At 64.3% G+C, this 17,752-nt stretch carries 16 protein-coding genes; 6 read left to right on the top strand and 10 right to left on the bottom strand.

The window, feature by feature from the left end:
- Positions 1 to 48 precede the first annotated feature (48 nt).
- Both QMG28_RS10475 and QMG28_RS10470 read right to left on the bottom strand, forming a co-directional pair.
- Complete coding sequence (locus QMG28_RS10475; RefSeq protein WP_281842244.1) at positions 49 to 1,185, bottom strand: hypothetical protein; 1,137 nt, start codon at positions 1,183 to 1,185, stop codon at positions 49 to 51.
- A complete protein-coding gene (locus tag QMG28_RS10470; RefSeq protein WP_281842243.1) occupies positions 1,186 to 2,265 on the bottom strand; it encodes a GumC domain-containing protein in 1,080 nt (359 codons plus the stop codon).
- Between the two features lie 153 nt (positions 2,266 to 2,418).
- Here QMG28_RS10470 and QMG28_RS10465 point away from each other — a divergent pair, with 153 nt between their 5' ends.
- Positions 2,419 to 3,696 carry an acetylornithine deacetylase/succinyl-diaminopimelate desuccinylase family protein gene (locus tag QMG28_RS10465; RefSeq protein ID WP_281842242.1) on the top strand — a complete coding sequence of 426 codons (1,278 nt, stop codon included), beginning with the start codon at positions 2,419 to 2,421 and terminating at the stop codon, positions 3,694 to 3,696.
- A 326-nt stretch (positions 3,697 to 4,022) separates the two neighbouring features.
- On the opposite strand, the gene QMG28_RS10460 is transcribed toward QMG28_RS10465, so the two are convergent.
- The 3 genes from QMG28_RS10460 to deoC are packed head-to-tail and all read right to left on the bottom strand — an operon-like array spanning position 4,023 to position 7,613.
- On the bottom strand, positions 4,023 to 6,374 hold the full coding sequence (locus QMG28_RS10460) for an aldehyde dehydrogenase family protein (protein ID WP_281842241.1): 2,352 nt from the start codon (positions 6,372 to 6,374) through the stop codon (positions 4,023 to 4,025).
- Positions 6,371 to 6,601, bottom strand: a complete 231-nt coding sequence (locus tag QMG28_RS10455; protein ID WP_281842240.1) for a hypothetical protein — start codon at positions 6,599 to 6,601, stop codon at positions 6,371 to 6,373. The genes QMG28_RS10460 and QMG28_RS10455 overlap by 4 nt, the downstream gene beginning before the upstream one ends.
- Positions 6,602 to 6,605: 4 nt before the next feature.
- Complete coding sequence (gene deoC, locus QMG28_RS10450) at positions 6,606 to 7,613, bottom strand: deoxyribose-phosphate aldolase (RefSeq protein ID WP_281842239.1); 1,008 nt, start codon at positions 7,611 to 7,613, stop codon at positions 6,606 to 6,608.
- A gap of 325 nt (positions 7,614 to 7,938) precedes the next feature.
- Here deoC and QMG28_RS10445 point away from each other — a divergent pair, with 325 nt between their 5' ends.
- From QMG28_RS10445 to QMG28_RS10425, 5 genes are all read left to right on the top strand, one after another.
- Positions 7,939 to 9,564 carry a peptide ABC transporter substrate-binding protein gene (locus QMG28_RS10445; protein WP_281842238.1) on the top strand — a complete coding sequence of 542 codons (1,626 nt, stop codon included), beginning with the start codon at positions 7,939 to 7,941 and terminating at the stop codon, positions 9,562 to 9,564.
- A gap of 71 nt (positions 9,565 to 9,635) precedes the next feature.
- Positions 9,636 to 10,559 (top strand): oligopeptide ABC transporter permease OppB, encoded by a 924-nt coding sequence (gene oppB, locus QMG28_RS10440; protein WP_281842237.1) that lies wholly within the window; start codon positions 9,636 to 9,638, stop codon positions 10,557 to 10,559.
- Positions 10,560 to 10,617: 58 nt separating this feature from the next.
- Positions 10,618 to 11,508, top strand: coding sequence for an ABC transporter permease subunit (locus QMG28_RS10435; protein ID WP_281842311.1), 891 nt, complete (start codon positions 10,618 to 10,620; stop codon positions 11,506 to 11,508).
- Positions 11,509 to 11,520: 12 nt separating this feature from the next.
- Complete coding sequence (locus QMG28_RS10430) at positions 11,521 to 12,495, top strand: oligopeptide/dipeptide ABC transporter ATP-binding protein (RefSeq protein WP_281842236.1); 975 nt, start codon at positions 11,521 to 11,523, stop codon at positions 12,493 to 12,495.
- The gene (locus QMG28_RS10425) at positions 12,492 to 13,472 is read left to right on the top strand and encodes an oligopeptide/dipeptide ABC transporter ATP-binding protein (RefSeq protein ID WP_281842235.1); all 981 of its coding nucleotides are present in this window, start codon (positions 12,492 to 12,494) and stop codon (positions 13,470 to 13,472) included. The genes QMG28_RS10430 and QMG28_RS10425 overlap by 4 nt, the downstream gene beginning before the upstream one ends.
- Before the next feature lie 15 nt (positions 13,473 to 13,487).
- Here the strand turns inward: QMG28_RS10425 and QMG28_RS10420 are convergent, their stop codons facing one another.
- From QMG28_RS10420 to QMG28_RS10400, 5 genes are read right to left on the bottom strand one after another with little or no spacing between them, the layout of a single operon-like run.
- Positions 13,488 to 13,886 carry a VOC family protein gene (locus QMG28_RS10420; protein WP_307726349.1) on the bottom strand — a complete coding sequence of 133 codons (399 nt, stop codon included), beginning with the start codon at positions 13,884 to 13,886 and terminating at the stop codon, positions 13,488 to 13,490.
- A 59-nt stretch (positions 13,887 to 13,945) separates the two neighbouring features.
- Positions 13,946 to 15,079 (bottom strand): ABC transporter permease, encoded by a 1,134-nt coding sequence (locus tag QMG28_RS10415; protein ID WP_281842234.1) that lies wholly within the window; start codon positions 15,077 to 15,079, stop codon positions 13,946 to 13,948.
- Positions 15,076 to 16,026, bottom strand: a complete 951-nt coding sequence (locus QMG28_RS10410; protein WP_281842233.1) for an ABC transporter ATP-binding protein — start codon at positions 16,024 to 16,026, stop codon at positions 15,076 to 15,078. The genes QMG28_RS10415 and QMG28_RS10410 overlap by 4 nt, the downstream gene beginning before the upstream one ends.
- Positions 16,023 to 16,976, bottom strand: a complete 954-nt coding sequence (locus QMG28_RS10405; protein WP_281842232.1) for an HlyD family secretion protein — start codon at positions 16,974 to 16,976, stop codon at positions 16,023 to 16,025. The genes QMG28_RS10410 and QMG28_RS10405 overlap by 4 nt, the downstream gene beginning before the upstream one ends.
- Positions 16,969 to 17,622: a TetR/AcrR family transcriptional regulator gene (locus QMG28_RS10400; protein ID WP_281842231.1), complete on the bottom strand. Its 654-nt coding sequence runs from the start codon at positions 17,620 to 17,622 to the stop codon at positions 16,969 to 16,971. The genes QMG28_RS10405 and QMG28_RS10400 overlap by 8 nt, the downstream gene beginning before the upstream one ends.
- Positions 17,623 to 17,752: the final 130 nt, after the last annotated feature.

The following is a 17,752-nucleotide window of genomic DNA, read 5'->3' as shown; positions in this document are numbered from 1 at the left end:
CTTGCCTAAAATATCCCACGGGGGTCCGGGGGTGTGAAACCCCCGGCCTCACCGATACGACAAAACCCGCCCCCCGGGGCTGACGACAAACTTGCGCACTTCGCGAAACCCTGGCGGGGCCTTCTCCGCCAGCACCTGAAACGGCCGCTGCGGCAGGATGATGGCGCGGTCCATGCTGGTGCGTCCGGTTTCGGCGGCGCCCGAGAATGGATCGAGCGCAAAGACCTCGCGCTCCACCGAACCGAACCAGCCGGATTTTTCCTGTTCCACGCGCTCGCTTTCCAGCGTCTCGACGGTCCAGGCCAGCGCCCAGTCCTCGCCCTCCGGCGCATGGGCCTCCTCCAGCACCGTGCGCAGCGGGCCGGTCTGCCTGGTGAAGGCGTTGGAATACATCGGCCCGAGGTGGAAGCGCCGCAGGCGCTTCGGGTGCAGATCGTCGAAATCCTTGTCGAAGCCGGTGGCGATGGTGACGAGCTTGAGCCCCGCCACCGATTGCGCCATCAGATGCGCCTGCACGGCAGGCCAGCGCTTTTCGTCCTTGGGCAGTGCGGTGCGGCCGGTGTCTTCCAGCTCCATCAGGTAGATGGTGGGGATGTTGACCGTGCTGTCATAGACCGCCCAATGCACGAGGTAACGCCGGCGCGGATCGCGCCCCGCTTCGACATTGCCGAGCCAGAGCGCGTCGGGGTCGTTCTGCGCCCAGAACAGATCGCCGCGCACCAGCTCCTCGTAATAGAGCCGCTGGCTCATCGCGTATTGCAGCCGCGTGGGCACCGTGAGCCGGCCGACGATCTCGCTCACCATCTGGCGCCTGATCTCGTCCGGCCCGGGCAGGTTCTTCAGATGCTTGCCCGCCTGCGCCGCGTCCGAGGCCATCTGCAACAGCTCGGCATGGACGGGAAAGCCCGATTCCTCGCGGTCGAAGGTGAGGGCGCCGGGGCCCGGCCCCTCGGCGCGCCCGGCCATGTGATACTTGTTGGCGAGCGCGCGGAAGGTGAAGCCGAGGCTCACGATATAGCGCGCCAGCACCTCAACGTCATGGCGCGACAGCGCGCCCTCCGCCTCGAACTGCGCCGCCACGCGGGCGAGATGCCCGGTGATGGCGGCGAACTTGGCGAAGTAACGCCGGGTGACGCGCGCGTCTTCGAGCGAGACGTGGTCGCGGGTGAGGTCGGTGCTGGCCACTTATTCCCCGTAGAGGTTCTTGTCGTGCTTCTCGACGATCTCGGCGAAGCGGCGGGCAAAGCGCTCGTCGGCCTTGGCCTTGGCCTCCAGCACCTCGCGGGCGAAGACCATGTGCTCGTCATGCGCTTCCATCATGTCGGCCATCTTCTGGTTGGTCGCGGTGCCGATGGCGGCCATGGCGGCCTGGGCTTCCTTGTCGGTCTGCACGCCGATCTCGTTGATCCGGTGGGCCACGTCCTGCTGCTGCGCGGTCTTCAGCGATTTCGACAGCGCATCGTAGAGCACCACCCGCTGCTTGGTGTCGGTCTGCAGCTTGTTGATCAGCACCATCTGGGTCGCGGCCTGGTTTTGCAGCGAGTCGACCCAGGTCTTGCCCTTCTCGATGTAGCGCTCCAGCGTCTGGGAGCGGGCAAGCTTCACCTGCTCCTCCTGCACCAGCGCGTTATACCGGGTGTTGAGATCGGCAAGCTCGGTTTCCAGCTTGGTGCGCGCGGCGGCGTCCTGCTCCACGGCGATCTTGTTTTCGAGCTCGATGATCGCCGGGTCCATGCCCTGTATCTCGGCGCGCACCTGCTCCAGCTCGCCCACGGTCATTTCGCGGTCGTCCAGCGTTTCGGTCAGGTTCGTCTCCACCCGGGTCTTCTGCTCGTTCAGCATATCGAGCTGGCCCTGCAGCAGCGTGACGATCACGTCGGATTTCGAGATCAGGTCCTGCAGCTTGTCGTCGATGCTCGCCGTGCGCATCCGTTCCTGGCGCAAACTCTCCGATCTGTGCTTGGAAAAGATGCCGACGAAGCTCTCCCATCCGGTTTTCGAGCGCATCTCGTTGAAATCTTTCGAGAAGGCCGCCGTCACATCGTCGAGCCCCATGATCAGCTCGGCGATATTGGCGTTCATCACCTTGGTATGGGCATGCACATCGTCGAGCGTGGCGTTCTCGATGTCGATGGCAATGTCTTCGCCTGCCATCGCCTTCGCGCGCGCCGCCTCGATCCGGGTGGTCAGTTCGGCGATCTTCGCCTGCGCCTCGGCCACCTGCTGCTGGCTCTCCTTCACCTGGCTGTCGAGATTTGCCGCCATCATGATCCCCTTAAAGTTAATCTGTGTAACATTTAATCATCTGGGGAAGCCTAGCGCGATTTCAACGGCAAGGGGAGAAGCAAAACGGGGAAATGGCGCGGGAATTTCCCCCGCGCCGTTGTGCCGGGCGCCAAACGGGCCTAGCGTCGCGCCATGACAGATATCACCGACAGGATCCTCGCCGAAGTGGCGGCCCGGCGCGAGGCCCTCGTGGCGCTCACGCAAGACCTCGTGCGCATCCCCACGCTGAACCCGCCGGGGCGCAACTACCGCGACCTGGTGGAGTGGCTTGGGCACCGCATGGAGGCGCAGGGCTGGCAGGTGGAGCTGCTCCGCGCCGAGGGCGCCATCGGCGACAGCGACACCTGGCCGCGCTGGAACCTCGTGGCCCGCTACGAAGGCACGCGCCCGGGAGACTGCGTGCATTTCAACGGCCACCATGACGTGGTCGAAGTGGGCAACGGCTGGACGAAGGACCCATTCGGCGGCGAGGTGGAAGACGGCAAGATCTACGGGCGCGGCACCTGCGACATGAAAGGCGGGATCGCCACCGCGATCATCGCCGCCGAAGCCTTCATCGCCGCCAACCCTGACTTCGCCGGCGCCATCGAAGTCAGCGCCACGGCGGACGAGGAAAGCGGCGGCTATGGCGGCGTCGCCTGGCTCGCCGAACAGGGCTATTTCAGCCCCGAGCGCGTGCAGCACGTCATCATCCCCGAGCCGCTCAACAAAGACCGGATCTGTCTTGGCCATCGCGGCGTCTGGTGGGCCGAGATCGAAACCAAGGGGCGCATCGCCCATGGCTCGATGCCCTTCCTCGGCGATTCAGCGATCCGCCACATGGGCGCAGTGCTGGAAGAGATGGAGCGCACGCTCTACCCGCTGCTTGCCCGGAAGCGCACCGACATGCCGGTGGTGCCGGACGGCGCGAAGCAATCGACGCTGAACATCAACTCGATCCATGGCGGCGAGCCGGAGCCGGAGCCCGGCTTCACCGGCTTCCCCGCCCCCTGCGTCGCCGACCGCGCCCGCATCGTCATCGACCGGCGCTTCCTGCTGGAAGAAGACATTGGCGATGTGAAGGATGAGGTGAAAGCCCTGCTCGAACGGGTGAAGGACAGCCGCCCCGGCTTCGACTACGAAATCCGCGACATGCATGAGGTCATCCCGACGATGACCGACGAAAGCGCTCCCGTGGTGCGCTCGACCGCCGCCGCCATCGAGAAGGTGCTGGGCGCGCAGCCCGACTACGTGGTCAGCCCCGGCACCTATGACCAGAAGCATATCGACCGGATCGGGCGGCTGCACAATTGCATCGCCTACGGCCCGGGCGTGCTCGATCTCGCGCACCAGCCTGACGAATGGATCGGGATTGATGACATGGTGGATAGCGCGGGCGTGATGGCGCTGGTGCTGGCCGAGCTTCTTTAGGTTTCGAACAGGCTTTGCCTGTCCGACCGGGGCGAGGGGGCCAGCCCCCTCGCGCTCCCCCGGGATATTTTCGGCAAGATGAAGGGCAAGACCGGAGCCTGTCTTCATCTTGCCGAAAATATCCCCGCCGGAGGCAAAAAAGTTCGGATGCGGTCGCTTCCGTTAACGGAAACTTAGGACAAAGAGCGATAGATCGGCCGCACGGTACAGGCGGGGACGCCGATGACCGTGCAAGGTGAAAACCGCCCCGTCCCGTGAGGGACGGGGTTCTTGTTCCCCGCCGAGCGTAGCGAGGCCCGCCGCGACCGCGCAGGCGGGCGCAAGGCCTATTCGCCCCAGGGAATCCAGGTGGTCTTCACCTCGGTGGCGTGGTGCAGGAATTCACGGCCTTCGCCTTCGGCCCCGAACCAGTCTCGGGCGCGCGCGTTGTTGACCCATGTCCGCTTCAGGTTGCCCGCGCTTTCGTGTTCGATCATCGCCGAGAGGTCGGCGCCGGACTGGGACCAGACGGCATCGACGTCGAGATGCCCGGCCAGTGCTTTGGCGAAGTCGGTGTGCAGCCCGGTGAGGATATTGACCACCCCGGCGGGCAGGTCGGAGGTGTCGAGCACCTGGTAGAAATCGGTGGCGGCCAGCGGGTAGGGCTGGGAGGCCGCGAGCACCACGCGGTTGCCCATGGCGATGGCCGGCGCCATCAGCGAGACGAGGCCGAGCAGCGGCGCGTCATCGGGGCAGAAGGCGCCGATCACGCCCACCGGCTCATGCGTGGCGAGCGCCGCGCCGCGCATCGGCACGGGCTTGATGGCGCCATCGTATTTGTCGGCCCAGGCGGCCCAGGTGAACAGCCGGTCGATTGACTTCTCCACCTCCGCCGCACCGTGGCGTTTGCCGGTCATCTCGTTGATCCGGTGGGCGAATTCATCCGCCCGGGCCGAGAGGTTCTCACCGATATAGAACAGGATTTGCGCCCGCAGATGGGCGGTGGATTTCGCCCAGCCGCCCGCACCCCGCGCTGCCTCGACGGCATTGCGCACATCCTTGCGGTTGGCAAGCCCGGCATGGCCAAGCAGCTTGCCTTTGGGTGACCAGATCGCCCGGCTATAGCCGCCATCGGGCCGGGCCTGCTTGCCGCCGATATAGAATTTCGCGGTGCGGTCGAGCGCATCGACCTGCGCGTCTTTCGGCGCCGGAACGGCGGTGATCGGTGTGAGCTGCTTCGCCTTCGCTTTCGGTTTGGTGTAGGCCAGCAGCCCTTCCCAGCCACCCTCGCGGCCATAGCCCGATTCCCGCACCCCGCCAAAGCCGGCGGCGGCGTCGAAAGCGTTGGTGGTGTTGAGCCAGACCACCCCGGCGGCGAGTTTCGGCGCGATGTCGAGCGCGAGATTGAGGTTCTCGCTCCATACCGTCGCGGCCAGCCCGTAACGGGTGTTGTTGGCCAGTTCCACCGCCTCGGCCGGCGTGCGGAAGGTCATCGACACAAGCACCGGGCCGAAGATCTCTTCCTGCATCAGATAGGAGGAGGGGGCGAGGCCGGTGATCAGCGTCGGCGGGTAGTAGCAGCCCTGGTTCGGCAGCAGGCAATCGGGCTGGTAGACCTCGCCTTCTTTGCCGCCTTCCTCGACCATCGCGGTGATCTGGTCGAGCTGCACCCGGTCGGCGATGGCGCCCACGTCGATGGATTTGTCGAGCGGATCGCCGACGCGCAGCTTGTCCATCCGGGCTTTCAGCTTGGCGTGGAAGCGTTCGGCGATGCCTTCCTGCACCAGAAGGCGCGAGCCGGCGCAGCAGACCTGGCCCTGGTTGAACCAGATCGCATCCACCAGCCCCTCGACGGCGGAGTCGATATCGGCATCGTCGAAGACGACATAGGGCGATTTGCCGCCCAGTTCGAGGGTGAGAGATTTGCCGGTGCCGGCGGTGGCCTTGCGGATGATCCGGCCCACCTCGGTGGAGCCGGTGAAGGCGATCTTGTCGATATCCTCATGCGCGGTGATCGCCGCCCCGGTCTCGCCATCGCCGGTGACGATGTTGACCACGCCTTTCGGCAGGCCGGCCTCGGTGCAGATCTCGGCAAAGAGCAGCGCGGTGAGCGAGGTGTATTCGGCGGGCTTCAGCACCACAGTATTGCCCATGGCAATGGCGGGGGCGATCTTCCAGGCGAGCATCAGCAGCGGGAAGTTCCACGGCACGATCTGGCCGGCGACGCCGAGCGCCTCGCGGTCGGGCAGTTCGGCCTCCTGCAACTGGGCCATGCCGGCATGGTAGTAGAAATGGCGCGCAACGAGAGGCACGTCGATATCGCGGCTTTCGCGGATCGGCTTGCCGTTGTCCATCGTCTCCAGCACCGCGAAGAGGCGGCTGTGCTTCTGCACGAGGCGGGCCAGCGCATAGAGGTAACGCGCGCGCTGGTGGCCCGAGAGCTTCGCCCAGCCCGGCTGCGCCTTGCGCGCGGCGCGCACGGCAAGCTCCACGTCATCGGCGCCGGCCTGGGTGATCTCGGCCAGCGTCTCGCCGGTGCCGGGGTTCTTCGTGGCGAAGGTGTTGCCGGGAGAGGTCCATTTGCCGTCGATGAACAGGCCGAAGCGGCGGTTGTGACCCTCCAGCCAGGCCTGCGCCTCGCCATCGCTTTCCGGTGCGGTGCCCCAGTCCATGGTTTCGAAGATGTCCTTGATGGTCATTTCAATCTCCAGCTCCGATAGAGCTTGGTGAGCTTCCCTGCTTTCTGAAGATTTTGCCCAGCCCATCGCATATCGTATTGCCAAGTATAGAAAAGTGTTCCTGAAGCCCTCAAATCGTCTTCATGACGCTCCCAGATTTCTTGTGCGATTTCGGCAACGTTGCCTTCGCCACCAAGGGCGTTTAGCCCTTCGATTACCCACTCTGTCAAATCGTGTTTAGTAGCCATCTGATCACCCCATGGCGTGACGGTAGGTGGCGGAATAGTGCCCAGTGACGTGGTGTTCCAGCTGCCGCTCGATATCGAGCAGCAGCGACGAGGCGCCGAAGCGGAAGAGGTGCGGGGTGAGCCAGCCGTCGCCCAGCTCTTCCTTCACCAGCGCCAGATAGGTGAGCGCATCCTTGGCCTTCGAGATGCCGCCTGCGGGCTTGTAGCCGATGCGGATGCCGGTGCGCTCGAAATAGTCGCGGATCGCGCGCATCATCACGAGGCTGACGGGCAGGGTGGCGTTCACGCTTTCCTTGCCGGTGGAGGTCTTGATGAAGTCGGCCCCCGCCATCATGCAGACCAGCGAGGCGCGCGCGACGTTGCGCAAGCTGCCCAGTTCGCCGGTGGCGAGGATCGTCTTGATATGGGCATCGCCGCATTCGCGGCGCATCTCGGCCACCTCGTCATAGAGCGCCTGCCAGTTGCCGGTGAGCGCATGGCGGCGCGAGATCACGATGTCGATCTCCTGTGCGCCCGCGCGCACGCTCTCGCCGATTTCGGCGATGCGCAGGTGATAGGGGTTGAGCCCCGCCGGAAAGCCGGTGGAGACGGCGGCGACCGGAATGCCGCTGCCCGCCAGCGCCTCGACCGCGGTCGGCACCATCTCGTGATAGACGCAGACCGCGCCGGTGGTGATGCGATCCATCCCCATCGCGTCGAGCAGATCCTGGCGCACCGGGTGGCGGGCCTTGGCGCAGAGGCGGCGGACGCGGCCCGGCGTATCGTCGCCCGCCAGCGTGGTGAGGTCGATCATCGAGATCGCCTTGAGCAGCCAGGCGGCCTGGTACTCTTTCTTCACGCTGCGGCGGGTGCCGATGGTGGCGGCGCGGCGTTCGATGGCCGAGGTATTGGCCTGGGCGCTCATCACCCAGTCCATATCGAGCGGCATGCCGGGATTGCGCGCCTCGATGGCCTGCGGAAGCTGGGCGGTGCCGGTCGCGCTGGCCGCCGTTCGCTCGCTGGTCGGTTGCATGTTTCCTCCCAGGTCTCGGGGTTTCCGGGCAAGAGTCGCACGGGCCGGAGCAATTGGCAACCTTTACCGAAAGGTCAAACCTGTTGGGGTGACGCTGCGTCACCGGGCGGTTTGCAAACGAATTGGGCGACGATAACACAATGAAATCAAGTCGGTTTTTCGCGACACTTCGACGCTCAACCTTCCCTTGCGTAAAGAGTTGAGCATTTATCGGTGCTGTGGATAGAGTGGTGTATCCGCGTGCGCAGCCGGGGTGAGTCTCTCGCTCCGGCAAAAAATGTAGCTGCGCTCGTGTGACCCGTAAAACAGAGAGGAGTCACAACATATGAACATTTCGATCAAATCGGTACTCTTTGCGTCGGCCCTTGCCTTCGCGTCGCCGGCTCTGGCTCAGGGCACGGCGCCGAACGGCATGCCGCTGGCCGACACCCAGACCTTTGTCTACCGCGTGCTCGACGAGCACAGCTCGGTTGACCCGCAGATCGTTGAAGACGTCTCCGGTTCGGAAATCGTGCGCGACCTGTTCGAAGGTCTCTATAATCAGGATGCCGACGGCAATCTCGTGCCGGGCGTGGCCCTGTCTCACACTGTCTCCGATGACAAACTGACCTACACTTTCACGCTTCGCCCCGAGGCGGTGTGGTCGGACGGCACTCCGGTGACCGCCGGCGATTTCGTTTACGGCTGGCGCCGCCTCGCCGATCCGGAAACCGCCTCGCCCTACCAGTGGTTCGTCGATGTGATGGGCCTTGCCAATGCCGGCCCGGTCATGGCCGGAGAAATGCCGACCGAAGAGCTCGGCGTGAAGGCGATTGACGACCATACGCTCGAAGTCACCCTGGCCGGCCCGCTGCCCTACTTCCCGTTGACCACGACCCACGCCTCGACCTTCCCGTCGCCGAAATGGGTGATCGACGAGTTCGGTGCGGACTGGACCAAGCCTGAAAACATCGTCTCCAACGGCGCCTATGTGCTCACCGAGCACGTGCCGCAGGAACGTTCGGTGCGCACGCGCAACGAAACGTATTGGGACAACGAAAACACCATCATCAACGAAGTGACCGCGCTGGTCATCAACGATGTGAACGTGGCGCTGACCCGCTACCTCGCCGGCGAGCTCGACCGCACCGAAGTGCCGGCCGGCCAGTATCCGTCGCTGAAGGAAGAATACCCCGATCAGGCGCTGAGCTTCCCGCGCCTGTGCAACTACTACTTCAACTTCAACCTCTCCGACATGGGCCCGGAAGCCACGCAGGACGTGCGCGTGCGTCAGGCGCTGTCCTATGCGGTGAACCGCGACGTGATCGTCGACAACGTGTTGCAGGGCGGCCAGTCGCCGGCCTACACCTTCACCCCGTCCGCCACGGCCAACTTCGAAGTGCCGACGGTGGATTATGCCACCTGGACCCAGGAAGAGCGCAACGCCAAGGCGGTCGAACTGATGGCTGAGGCCGGCTATGGTCCCGACAATCCGCTCTCGGTTACCTACCTCTACAACACCGACGAGAACCACAAGAAGATCGCCATCGCGGTGGCGCAGATGTGGAAGCAGACCCTGGGTGTGGACGTGACGCTGGAAAACCAGGAATGGCAGACCTTCCTCGAAACCCGCGGCAACCACGACTTCCAGATTGCCCGTGGCGCCTGGTGCGGGGATTACAACGAGGCCTCGACCTTCCTCGATCTCGTCCAGTCGGGATCGGGCTACAACGACGCGGCCTATAACAATGCCGAGGTCGACCAGCTTCTCGCCGAAGCCAAGACGGCGGAAGACCCGCAGGCCAACTACACCCGCGTAGAAGAAATCCTCGCCGACGAAATGCCGGTGATCCCGATCTATCACTATGCCGGCGTTTACATGATGAGCCCGGGAATCTCTGGCTCCTGGCCGGTGCAGAACGTCGAACAGAACTGGTATTCGAAAGACCTCTACAAGGTCGCAACCGAATAATCCTGCTGTGACAATACGGAGCGTCGCGGGCTTTGCCCGCGGCGCTCTGCCTGCCTGACGGGGGCCCATTCATGCTCAGTTTCATCTTTCGGCGGATCGCGGTGGCGATCCCGACGCTGCTTGTGCTTCTGATCATCAGTTTTCTGATGATGCAGACCGCGCCGGGCGGCCCGTTCAACTCGGAACGACCGCTGCCGCCGCAGGTGCTTGCCAATATCGAGGCCAAATACGGGCTCGACCAGCCGATGTGGAAGCAGCTTACCGATTACGTCGCGGGCATCGTCACCCAGTTCGATTTCGGCCCCTCCTACAAATACAAAGACCGCACGGTGAACGACATCATCGCCCAGGGCTTCCCGGTGACGCTGACCTACGGCACGATTTCCTTCATCGTCGCCATTCTCGTCGGTGGCGCGCTGGGCATCGCCGCGGCGATCAAGCAGAATTCCTGGCTCGATTATCTCGCCGTCGGCTTCACCATCGGCGCGCAGGTGCTGCCCAACTTCGTGATGGCGCCGATCCTGATCCTGGTGTTCACCCTCATGCTGGGCTGGCTGCCCGGCGGCGGCTGGAATGGCGGGCAGTGGAACCACGTCATCATGCCGGTGATCGCGCTGTCCACCTCCTACATGGCCTCGATCGCGCGCCTCACCCGCTCCTCGATGCTCGAAGTGCTGCGCTCGAATTTCATCCGCACCGCCCGCGCCAAGGGCCTGCCGGACCGCACGATCATCTGGCGCCACGCGCTGAAACCGACGCTTCTGCCGGTGGTCTCCTATCTCGGCCCCGCCTTCGTCGGCATGGTCACCGGCTCCTTCATCATCGACTCGATCTTCTCCACCGGCGGGATCGGCTATTTTTACGTCAACGCCGCCTTCAACCGCGACTACGCGGTGATGATGGGCCTTACCATCCTGCTCGGCTCGATGACGATCCTGTTCAACATGGTGGTCGATATCCTCTATGCGTGGATCGACCCGAAGATCCGGCTGTGAGGGGGCGCGAGGCATGACCAATATCCCGCTCAATCCGCAACAGCCGAAAACCGCCCAAATGGCCGAGCGCATGACCGAGGTGAAGGGCCGCTCGCTCTGGGCCGACGCCCGCACCCGCTTTCTGCGCAACAAGGCGGCGATGGTCTCGGTCTTCGTGCTGGTCTTCGTCGCGCTCTTTGCCTTCTTCGGCCAGTTCCTCAGCCCGTGGGACAACGAGACGATCGACTGGAACGTGCTCGGCAACGTCGCCAGGGTCGGCCAGCCCTCGCTGGAAAACGGCCATTATTTCGGCTTCGACGATTCCGGGCGCGACCTTTACAATCGCGTCGTTCAGGGCACGCAGATTTCGCTGATGGTGGGCATCGTCGGCTCGCTCATCGCGGTGATCGTCGGCACGATCTACGGCGCGGTGGCGGGCTTCGTCGGCGGCCGCGTCGACAGCGCGATGATGCGCTTCGTCGATATCGCCATGTCGATCCCCTACATGTTCGTGCTGATCCTGCTGCTCGTCGTCTTCGGTCGCTCGATCTCGATGCTGTTCGTCGGCATCGGCCTGATCGCCTGGCTCGATATGAGCCGGATCGTGCGCGGCCAGACGCTCTCGATCAAGAACAAGGAATTCATCGAGGCGGCTGTGGCCACCGGGGTGCCCACCTTCACCATCATCCGCCGCCACATCGTGCCGAACCTGCTCGGCGTCGTCGTGGTCTATGCCACGCTGCTGGTGCCGCAGATGATCCTCACCGAGAGCTTCATCTCGTTCCTCGGCCTCGGCGTGCAGGAGCCGCTGACCTCGCTCGGCGCGCTGATCTCCGAAGGTACGGCGACAATGTCCTACGGCACGCTGTGGCAGCTTTTCTTCCCGCTGGGGTTCTTCGTGATCACGATCTTTTCGTTCTTCTTCATCGGCGATGGGCTGCGTGACGCGCTCGACCCGAAAGACCGATAGGAGGGCAGGGATATGACACTTCTCGAAGTCCGCGACCTCTCGGTCACATTTGACACCCCCGATGGCACGGTGACGGCCGTCGACAACATCTCGTTCGACCTGCGCCGGGGCGAGACGCTCGGCATCGTCGGCGAATCCGGCTCGGGCAAATCGCAGCTGGTCTTTGGCATCACCGGGCTGCTCGCCTCGAACGGGCGCGCCACCGGGTCGGCGAAGCTGGAAGGGCAGGAGATTCTCAACCTGCCCGACGACAAGCTCAACCGGATCCGAATGGAAAAGATCGCCATGATCTTTCAGGACCCGATGACCTCGCTGAACCCCTATCTGCGCGTCTCCGACCAGATGGCGGAGGTGCTGGTGCATCACCGGGGCATCTCGAAGAGGGCGGCCATCGCCGAAAGCGTGCGCCTGCTCGACGCCGTGCGCATCCCCGAGGCCGCCGCGCGGGTGACGATGTATCCGCACGAGTTTTCCGGCGGGATGCGCCAGCGGGTGATGATCGCCATGAGCCTGCTCTGCCAGCCAGATATCCTGATCGCCGACGAGCCGACCACGGCGCTCGACGTGACCGTGCAGGCGCAGATCATGAAGCTGCTGGCCGATCTTCAGGAAGAATTCGGCATGGCCACGATCCTGATCACCCACGATCTCGGCGTCGTCGCCGGTAGCTGCGTGGAAACGCTGGTTATGTATGGCGGGCAGGTGATGGAGCAGGGCACCACCGAGGGGCTGTTCGCCAAACCGACCCATCCCTACACGATGGGCCTTCTGAAAGCCGTGCCGCGGCTCGACAAGGAAACCGACAAGCTCGAAACCATCCCCGGCAACCCGCCCAACATGATGGACATGCCGGCAGGCTGCCCGTTCGTGCCGCGCTGCGAATTTGCCGATGAAACCTGCTGGAGCGTGCGGCCCGAGCTGAAACTGGCCGACGGGTTCAAGACCCGCACCCGCGCCTGCCACCGCAGCCTGGAGGAACTCACATGACCGAGACGATCCTCAGGGTCGAGGACCTCAAGGTCTGGTTCGACGTGAAGAAGCAGGGCGCGATGCCCTGGGTGAAGCCGCGCAAACTGAAGGCGGTGGACGGGGTGAGCTTCGAGCTCAAGGCGGGCGAGACGCTGGGCATCGTCGGCGAGTCCGGCTGTGGCAAGTCCACCCTCGCGCGGGCCGTGATGCAGATGGTGCCGGTGGAGGATGGTCACGTGGTCTGGCTGGGCGACGAGCTTGTCGGGCTCGGCACCCGCGAGATGCGCCGCCACCGCAAGGAAATGCAGATGATCTTTCAGGATCCTCTGGCCTCGCTGAACCCGCGCATGACCATCGGTCAGATCGTGGCCGAGCCGCTGAAGACGCATTTTCCGCATCTCTCGTCGGAGGAGATGAAGGCCAAGGTGCGCGAGGCGCTGGAGACGGTGGGCATTCTGCCCAATATGCTCAACCGCTACCCGCACGAGTTTTCCGGCGGCCAGAACCAGCGCATCGGCATTGCCCGCGCGCTGGTGGTCAACCCGCGCCTGATCATCTGCGACGAGCCGGTTTCGGCGCTCGACGTGTCGATCCAGGCGCAGGTGATCAACCTGCTGATGGACTTGCAGAAAGAGACCGGCGTGGCGCTGATCTTCATCGCGCATGACCTTTCGGTGGTGAAGCATATCTCCGACCGGGTGATGGTGCTCTACCTCGGCAACGTGATGGAAGTCGCGCCCTCGGCCGAACTCTACGCCAACCCGCAGCATCCCTATACCGAAGCGCTGATTTCAGCGGTGCCGATCCCCGATCCCAAGCTGGAGAAGGCCAAGGAGGTCATGCTGCTCGATCTTGATCTGCCTTCGCCCTTGAATCCGCCCTCGGGTTGCGTCTTCCGCACCCGCTGCCCGATTGCCGAACCGCGCTGCGCCTCGGAAAAGCCGGTGCTGGCGGACAAGGGGGCCGCACATATGGTGGCGTGTCACCTGCGGTGAACTGGCGCGGTGGGGTCAGGCGGGTTCCCACAGCTCTATCGGATTGCCTTCGGGATCGTTGAGCCAGGCAAAGCGGCCGTTCGGATAGGGCGAATCCGGGTCTGGCCGCACCTCTATGCCCGCGGCTTCCAGTTGGGCGATCATCTTGTCGAGATCGCGAACCCGGAAATTGAGCATGAAGGCCCGGTCACGCTTGCCGAAATACTCGGTGACGCTCTCGAACGGGGCGAAAACCGTCTCGCCCGCTTCCTGTGTCCAGCAGGGCGTATCGTAGTCGCCCGGCACCGGGTCGATCCCGAGATGAACCCGGTACCATTCCGCCAGCAGGGCGGGGTTCTTCGCCCGGAAGAAGAAACCGCCAAAACCCAGCACCTTTTCCATTGCCGCCGCCTGCCGATCCGCTCCGTTCAACATCGTATCCAGCAAAGCAGATGAGGTCCGGCCTGTCTATCGGCGCAATCCCATCGGGGCGGTCAGTCCAGCGTCTGTCGGTAGCGCAGGAGCGAGATCAGCACGATCACCGCACCGATGACTGCAATCGCGCGCAGGTCGCCGGCGATATCGGCCATCTCGGCGCCTTTCAGCATCACCTTGCGCACGATCCGCAGGTAATGCGTGGCCGGGATCGCCGTGCCGATGGCCTGTGCCCAGCCGGGCATGCCGGCGAAGGGAAACATGAAGCCCGACAGCAGGATGGTGGGCAGGATGGTGAAGAACGAGAGCTGCATCGCCTGCATCTGGGTGCGCACCAGCGTCGAGATCAGGAAGCCGAGCGCGAGGTTCACCACGATATAGATGTTGAACCCGGCGAAGAAGGCCCAGCCGGAGCCGAGGAAGGGCACGTCGAACAGGATCTCGGCGGCGATGAGGAACACTCCGGTCTGGATGTAGCCGACGAAGACGTAAGGAAGGATCTTGCCCAGCATCACCTCAAGCGCGTTCACCGGCGTGGCGAGCAGGGTTTCCATCGTGCCGCGCTCGGTCTCACGCACGATGGCCACGGCGGTGATCAGCGTCATCGTCATCGACAGGATCACCGCGAGCAGCCCCGGCACGGTGTTGACCGAGCTCAGGCTTTCGGGGTTGAACTGACGGTGCACCACCACCGAAAAGGGCGGCGGGCTGCCGGCATAGGAGGCGAGCGGGCCATTCAGCGTCTGCTTGATGGCGGTCTCGACGATGCCCGAAAGCGCGCCCACGGCGGTGCCGACGGCGATCGGGTCCGATCCGTCGGCGGAGACCAGAACTTCGGGCGAAAGGCCGCGCACCACATCGCGCTCGAAATCCGGCGGGATCACCACGACGAAGTTGGCGCTGCCCTCGCGCAAGGCCCGGTCTCCCTCTTCGGGGCCATAGACGATGCCCTGAAAGTCGAAGTAATCCGAGGTTTCCATCCCTGTCAGCACCGCGCGCACCACCGGCCCGTCATCGGCCATTTCCACCAGCGTGGGCAAGTTGTGCGGATCGGTGTTGATGGCGAAGCCGAACAGCAGAAGCTGGACGATGGGAATGCCGATCATCATCCCGAAGGTGAGGCGGTCGCGCCGCATCTGGATGAATTCCTTGGCGAGCACGGCGCCGAACCGGGCGAGGGAGAAGATGTTCATGACGCCCTCTTGCCGGTCTGGCCGAAATTGTCGTCGGAATTGGCCATGAGGTAGATGAAGGCCTCTTCCAGTTCGGCCTCCTTCTTCACCCAGTGATGGGTGCCGTTCTTCTTCTTCCACTCGGCGATCACGTCATCGAGCGCCTTGGCATCGGTGGACGACACATGAAGCTGCGCCCCGAACCGGGCCACCTGCTGCACCCGCGGGTCGGCGCGCAGGGCATCTTCGAGCGGGATGAGGTCGGGCCCGTCGACGCGCCAGGTGGTCAGCCCCACCTTGTGCGGAATGTCGCGCGCGGGCCCGTCGATCAGCTTCTTGCCATAGGCGATATAGGCGATGTAATCGCATTGCACCGCCTCATCCATGTAATGGGTCGAGACCAGCACCGTCACGCCCTGCTTGGAGAGGCGGCGGATCTCATCCCAGAAATCGCGCCGCGCCTTCGGGTCCACCCCGGCCGTGGGTTCGTCGAGCAGCAGCAGCCGGGGTTTGTGCTGCATGCAGGCAGCGAGCGCGAGGCGCTGCTTCCAGCCGCCCGAGAGCGTGCCGGCAAGCTGGTCGCCGCGGCCTTCCAGCCCCAGATCGCGCAAGGTTTCGTCGACCACCTGCTTGCGGTTTTTCATGCGGTACATCCGGGCCATGAAATCGAGGTTCTCGCGGATCGTCAGATCGCCGTAGAGCGAGAATTTCTGCGTCATGTAGCCCACGTTCTCCTTGATCGCGCGGGCCTCCTTGCGGATGTCGTGGCCGAGCGTTCTGCCCTCGCCGCCATCGGGGGTGAGCAGCCCGCACATCATCCGGATCGTTGTGGTTTTGCCCGAGCCGTTGGGGCCGAGAAAGCCATAGATCGCGCCTTTCGGCACTTCCATGTCGACGGCGTCGACAACCGTCTTGCCGCTGAAAATCTTGGTAAGCCCGCGGACCGAAACGGCGAGATCGTCGGTCATTGGGTCCGCTCCAGCGTGACCGGCTGGCCGGGAAGCAGGCCGGTGCCCCCGGGCAGACGCGCCTCGGCACGGAAGACGAGCCGGGTGCGCTGATCGCGCGAATAGATGATTGGCGGCGTGAATTGCGGGTCGGAGGCGATGCGGCTGATCGTGGCGGTGACGCCCTCGGCGCAGCCCTCGCAGGACAAGGCAAGCTCCTGCCCGAGCGCGAAGCTGCTGCGTTCGGGTTCGGGCAGGTAAAACAGTACCTTGAGCGCATCGGGCGGCAGGATCGAGATCACCGGCGACCCGGCCGCCGCCACTTCGCCCGCCTCGAAATAGACCTTCTCCACCAGCCCCTGCACCGGCGCCGTCACCCGCATATCGTCAAGCTGCGCGGCGGCGAGGTCGGCATCGGCGCGGGCGGCGTTCAGCGTGGCCTCGGCGGCGATCACCTGTTCGCCGCGAGCCGGAAGCTCGGCCACCTGAAGCTGGGCCTGAAGCTGGGCGACATGGGCATTGGCCTGCTCCAGCGCCGCGCGGTCGGCATCGACCCTGGCCTGGGTGACAATCTCGCGCTCAAACAGGTTCTCGGTGCGCGCCAGTGTGGTCTGGGCCAGCGACTGCGCCACGCGCGCCTCTTCCAGCGAGGCGCGGATGACCTGGATTTCCGCCTCGCGCGAACCGGTTTCTAGGTTGCGCAGATTGGCCTCGGCCTGGGCGATGATCGCGTTCGCCGCGCGCAGGGCGGCGCGCTGCTTGGTGGCGTCCTGGTCGAACAGGAAGGCGCCGGCGACGATCGTGTCGCCCTCGTGAACGGAGAGGTTGCGCAGCCGCCCTGTGACCGATGGCGCGACATAGACGTATTCGGCCTCGACATAGCCGTTATAGACGGGCGTCGTGTCTTCGCCGAAGCCCGGCAGGATCGCGGCGAGAAGGGCGGTGAACCAGGCGGTGACGGTTTCAAGCATCGTGGGACTCCGTGGCCGGAAACAGGCCGTTGACGAGAATATCGAGGTGATTTTCGACGAGCCGGTCCAGCGCGAGGCCGCCCTCGGGTTCGATGCCGAAAATCTCGGACAAAAGCAGGTGCATGATCACCGGGCCGACGAGCGAGCGCAGCGTCATCTCGGGGTCGACCGGGCGGATTTTACCCTGAGCAACGGCCCGGCGGATGATCGCGGCGCCGGCGGGCAGAACGTTGTCGAAGACCGCGCGGCGATACATTTCGGCGATCTCGGGCGCGACGACCGCCTCGCGGATCACGATCTTGGGCACCGCGAAAACCTTGGGATCGCCAAGCGCGGTGGCGATGACCGTCAGCAGTGCGCGCAGCGTGGCCCGCAGATCGGCATCGGCGATGTCGATGGCCTCCTGCGCCCGTATCGCAATGGGCGAGACAGCACGCCGTACCAGCCCCTCAAGCACCGCTTGCTTCGATGGGAAGTAGAGGTAGAGCGCCCCTTTCGAAACGCCGGCCTTGCGGGCGATCTCGGCCACCGAGGTGTGGGAATATCCCTTCTCGACAAACAGCGCGAGCGCCGCATCGAGCAGCTCGTCGGGCCGGTGCTCGGCACGGCGGCGAAACTTGGGTTCGGGCGAGTCAGGGTCGGCCATGGGCAGAAACTAACTGACCGGTCAGTTAGTTTCAAGATGTTGTTGTGGGACGAGTGTCATCCTTCTGTGATGAAAAGAAAAAACCGGGGCGGGGCCCCGGCTTTCAATCTCATGGTATATCTGGCTGACG

The sequence above is a fragment of the Sinisalibacter aestuarii genome, assembly GCF_027923545.1.
Taxonomy (GTDB): domain Bacteria; phylum Pseudomonadota; class Alphaproteobacteria; order Rhodobacterales; family Rhodobacteraceae; genus Sinisalibacter; species Sinisalibacter aestuarii.
Note: the sequence above shows the minus strand (reverse complement) of the source record. Positions and strands in the feature narration are given on the sequence as shown.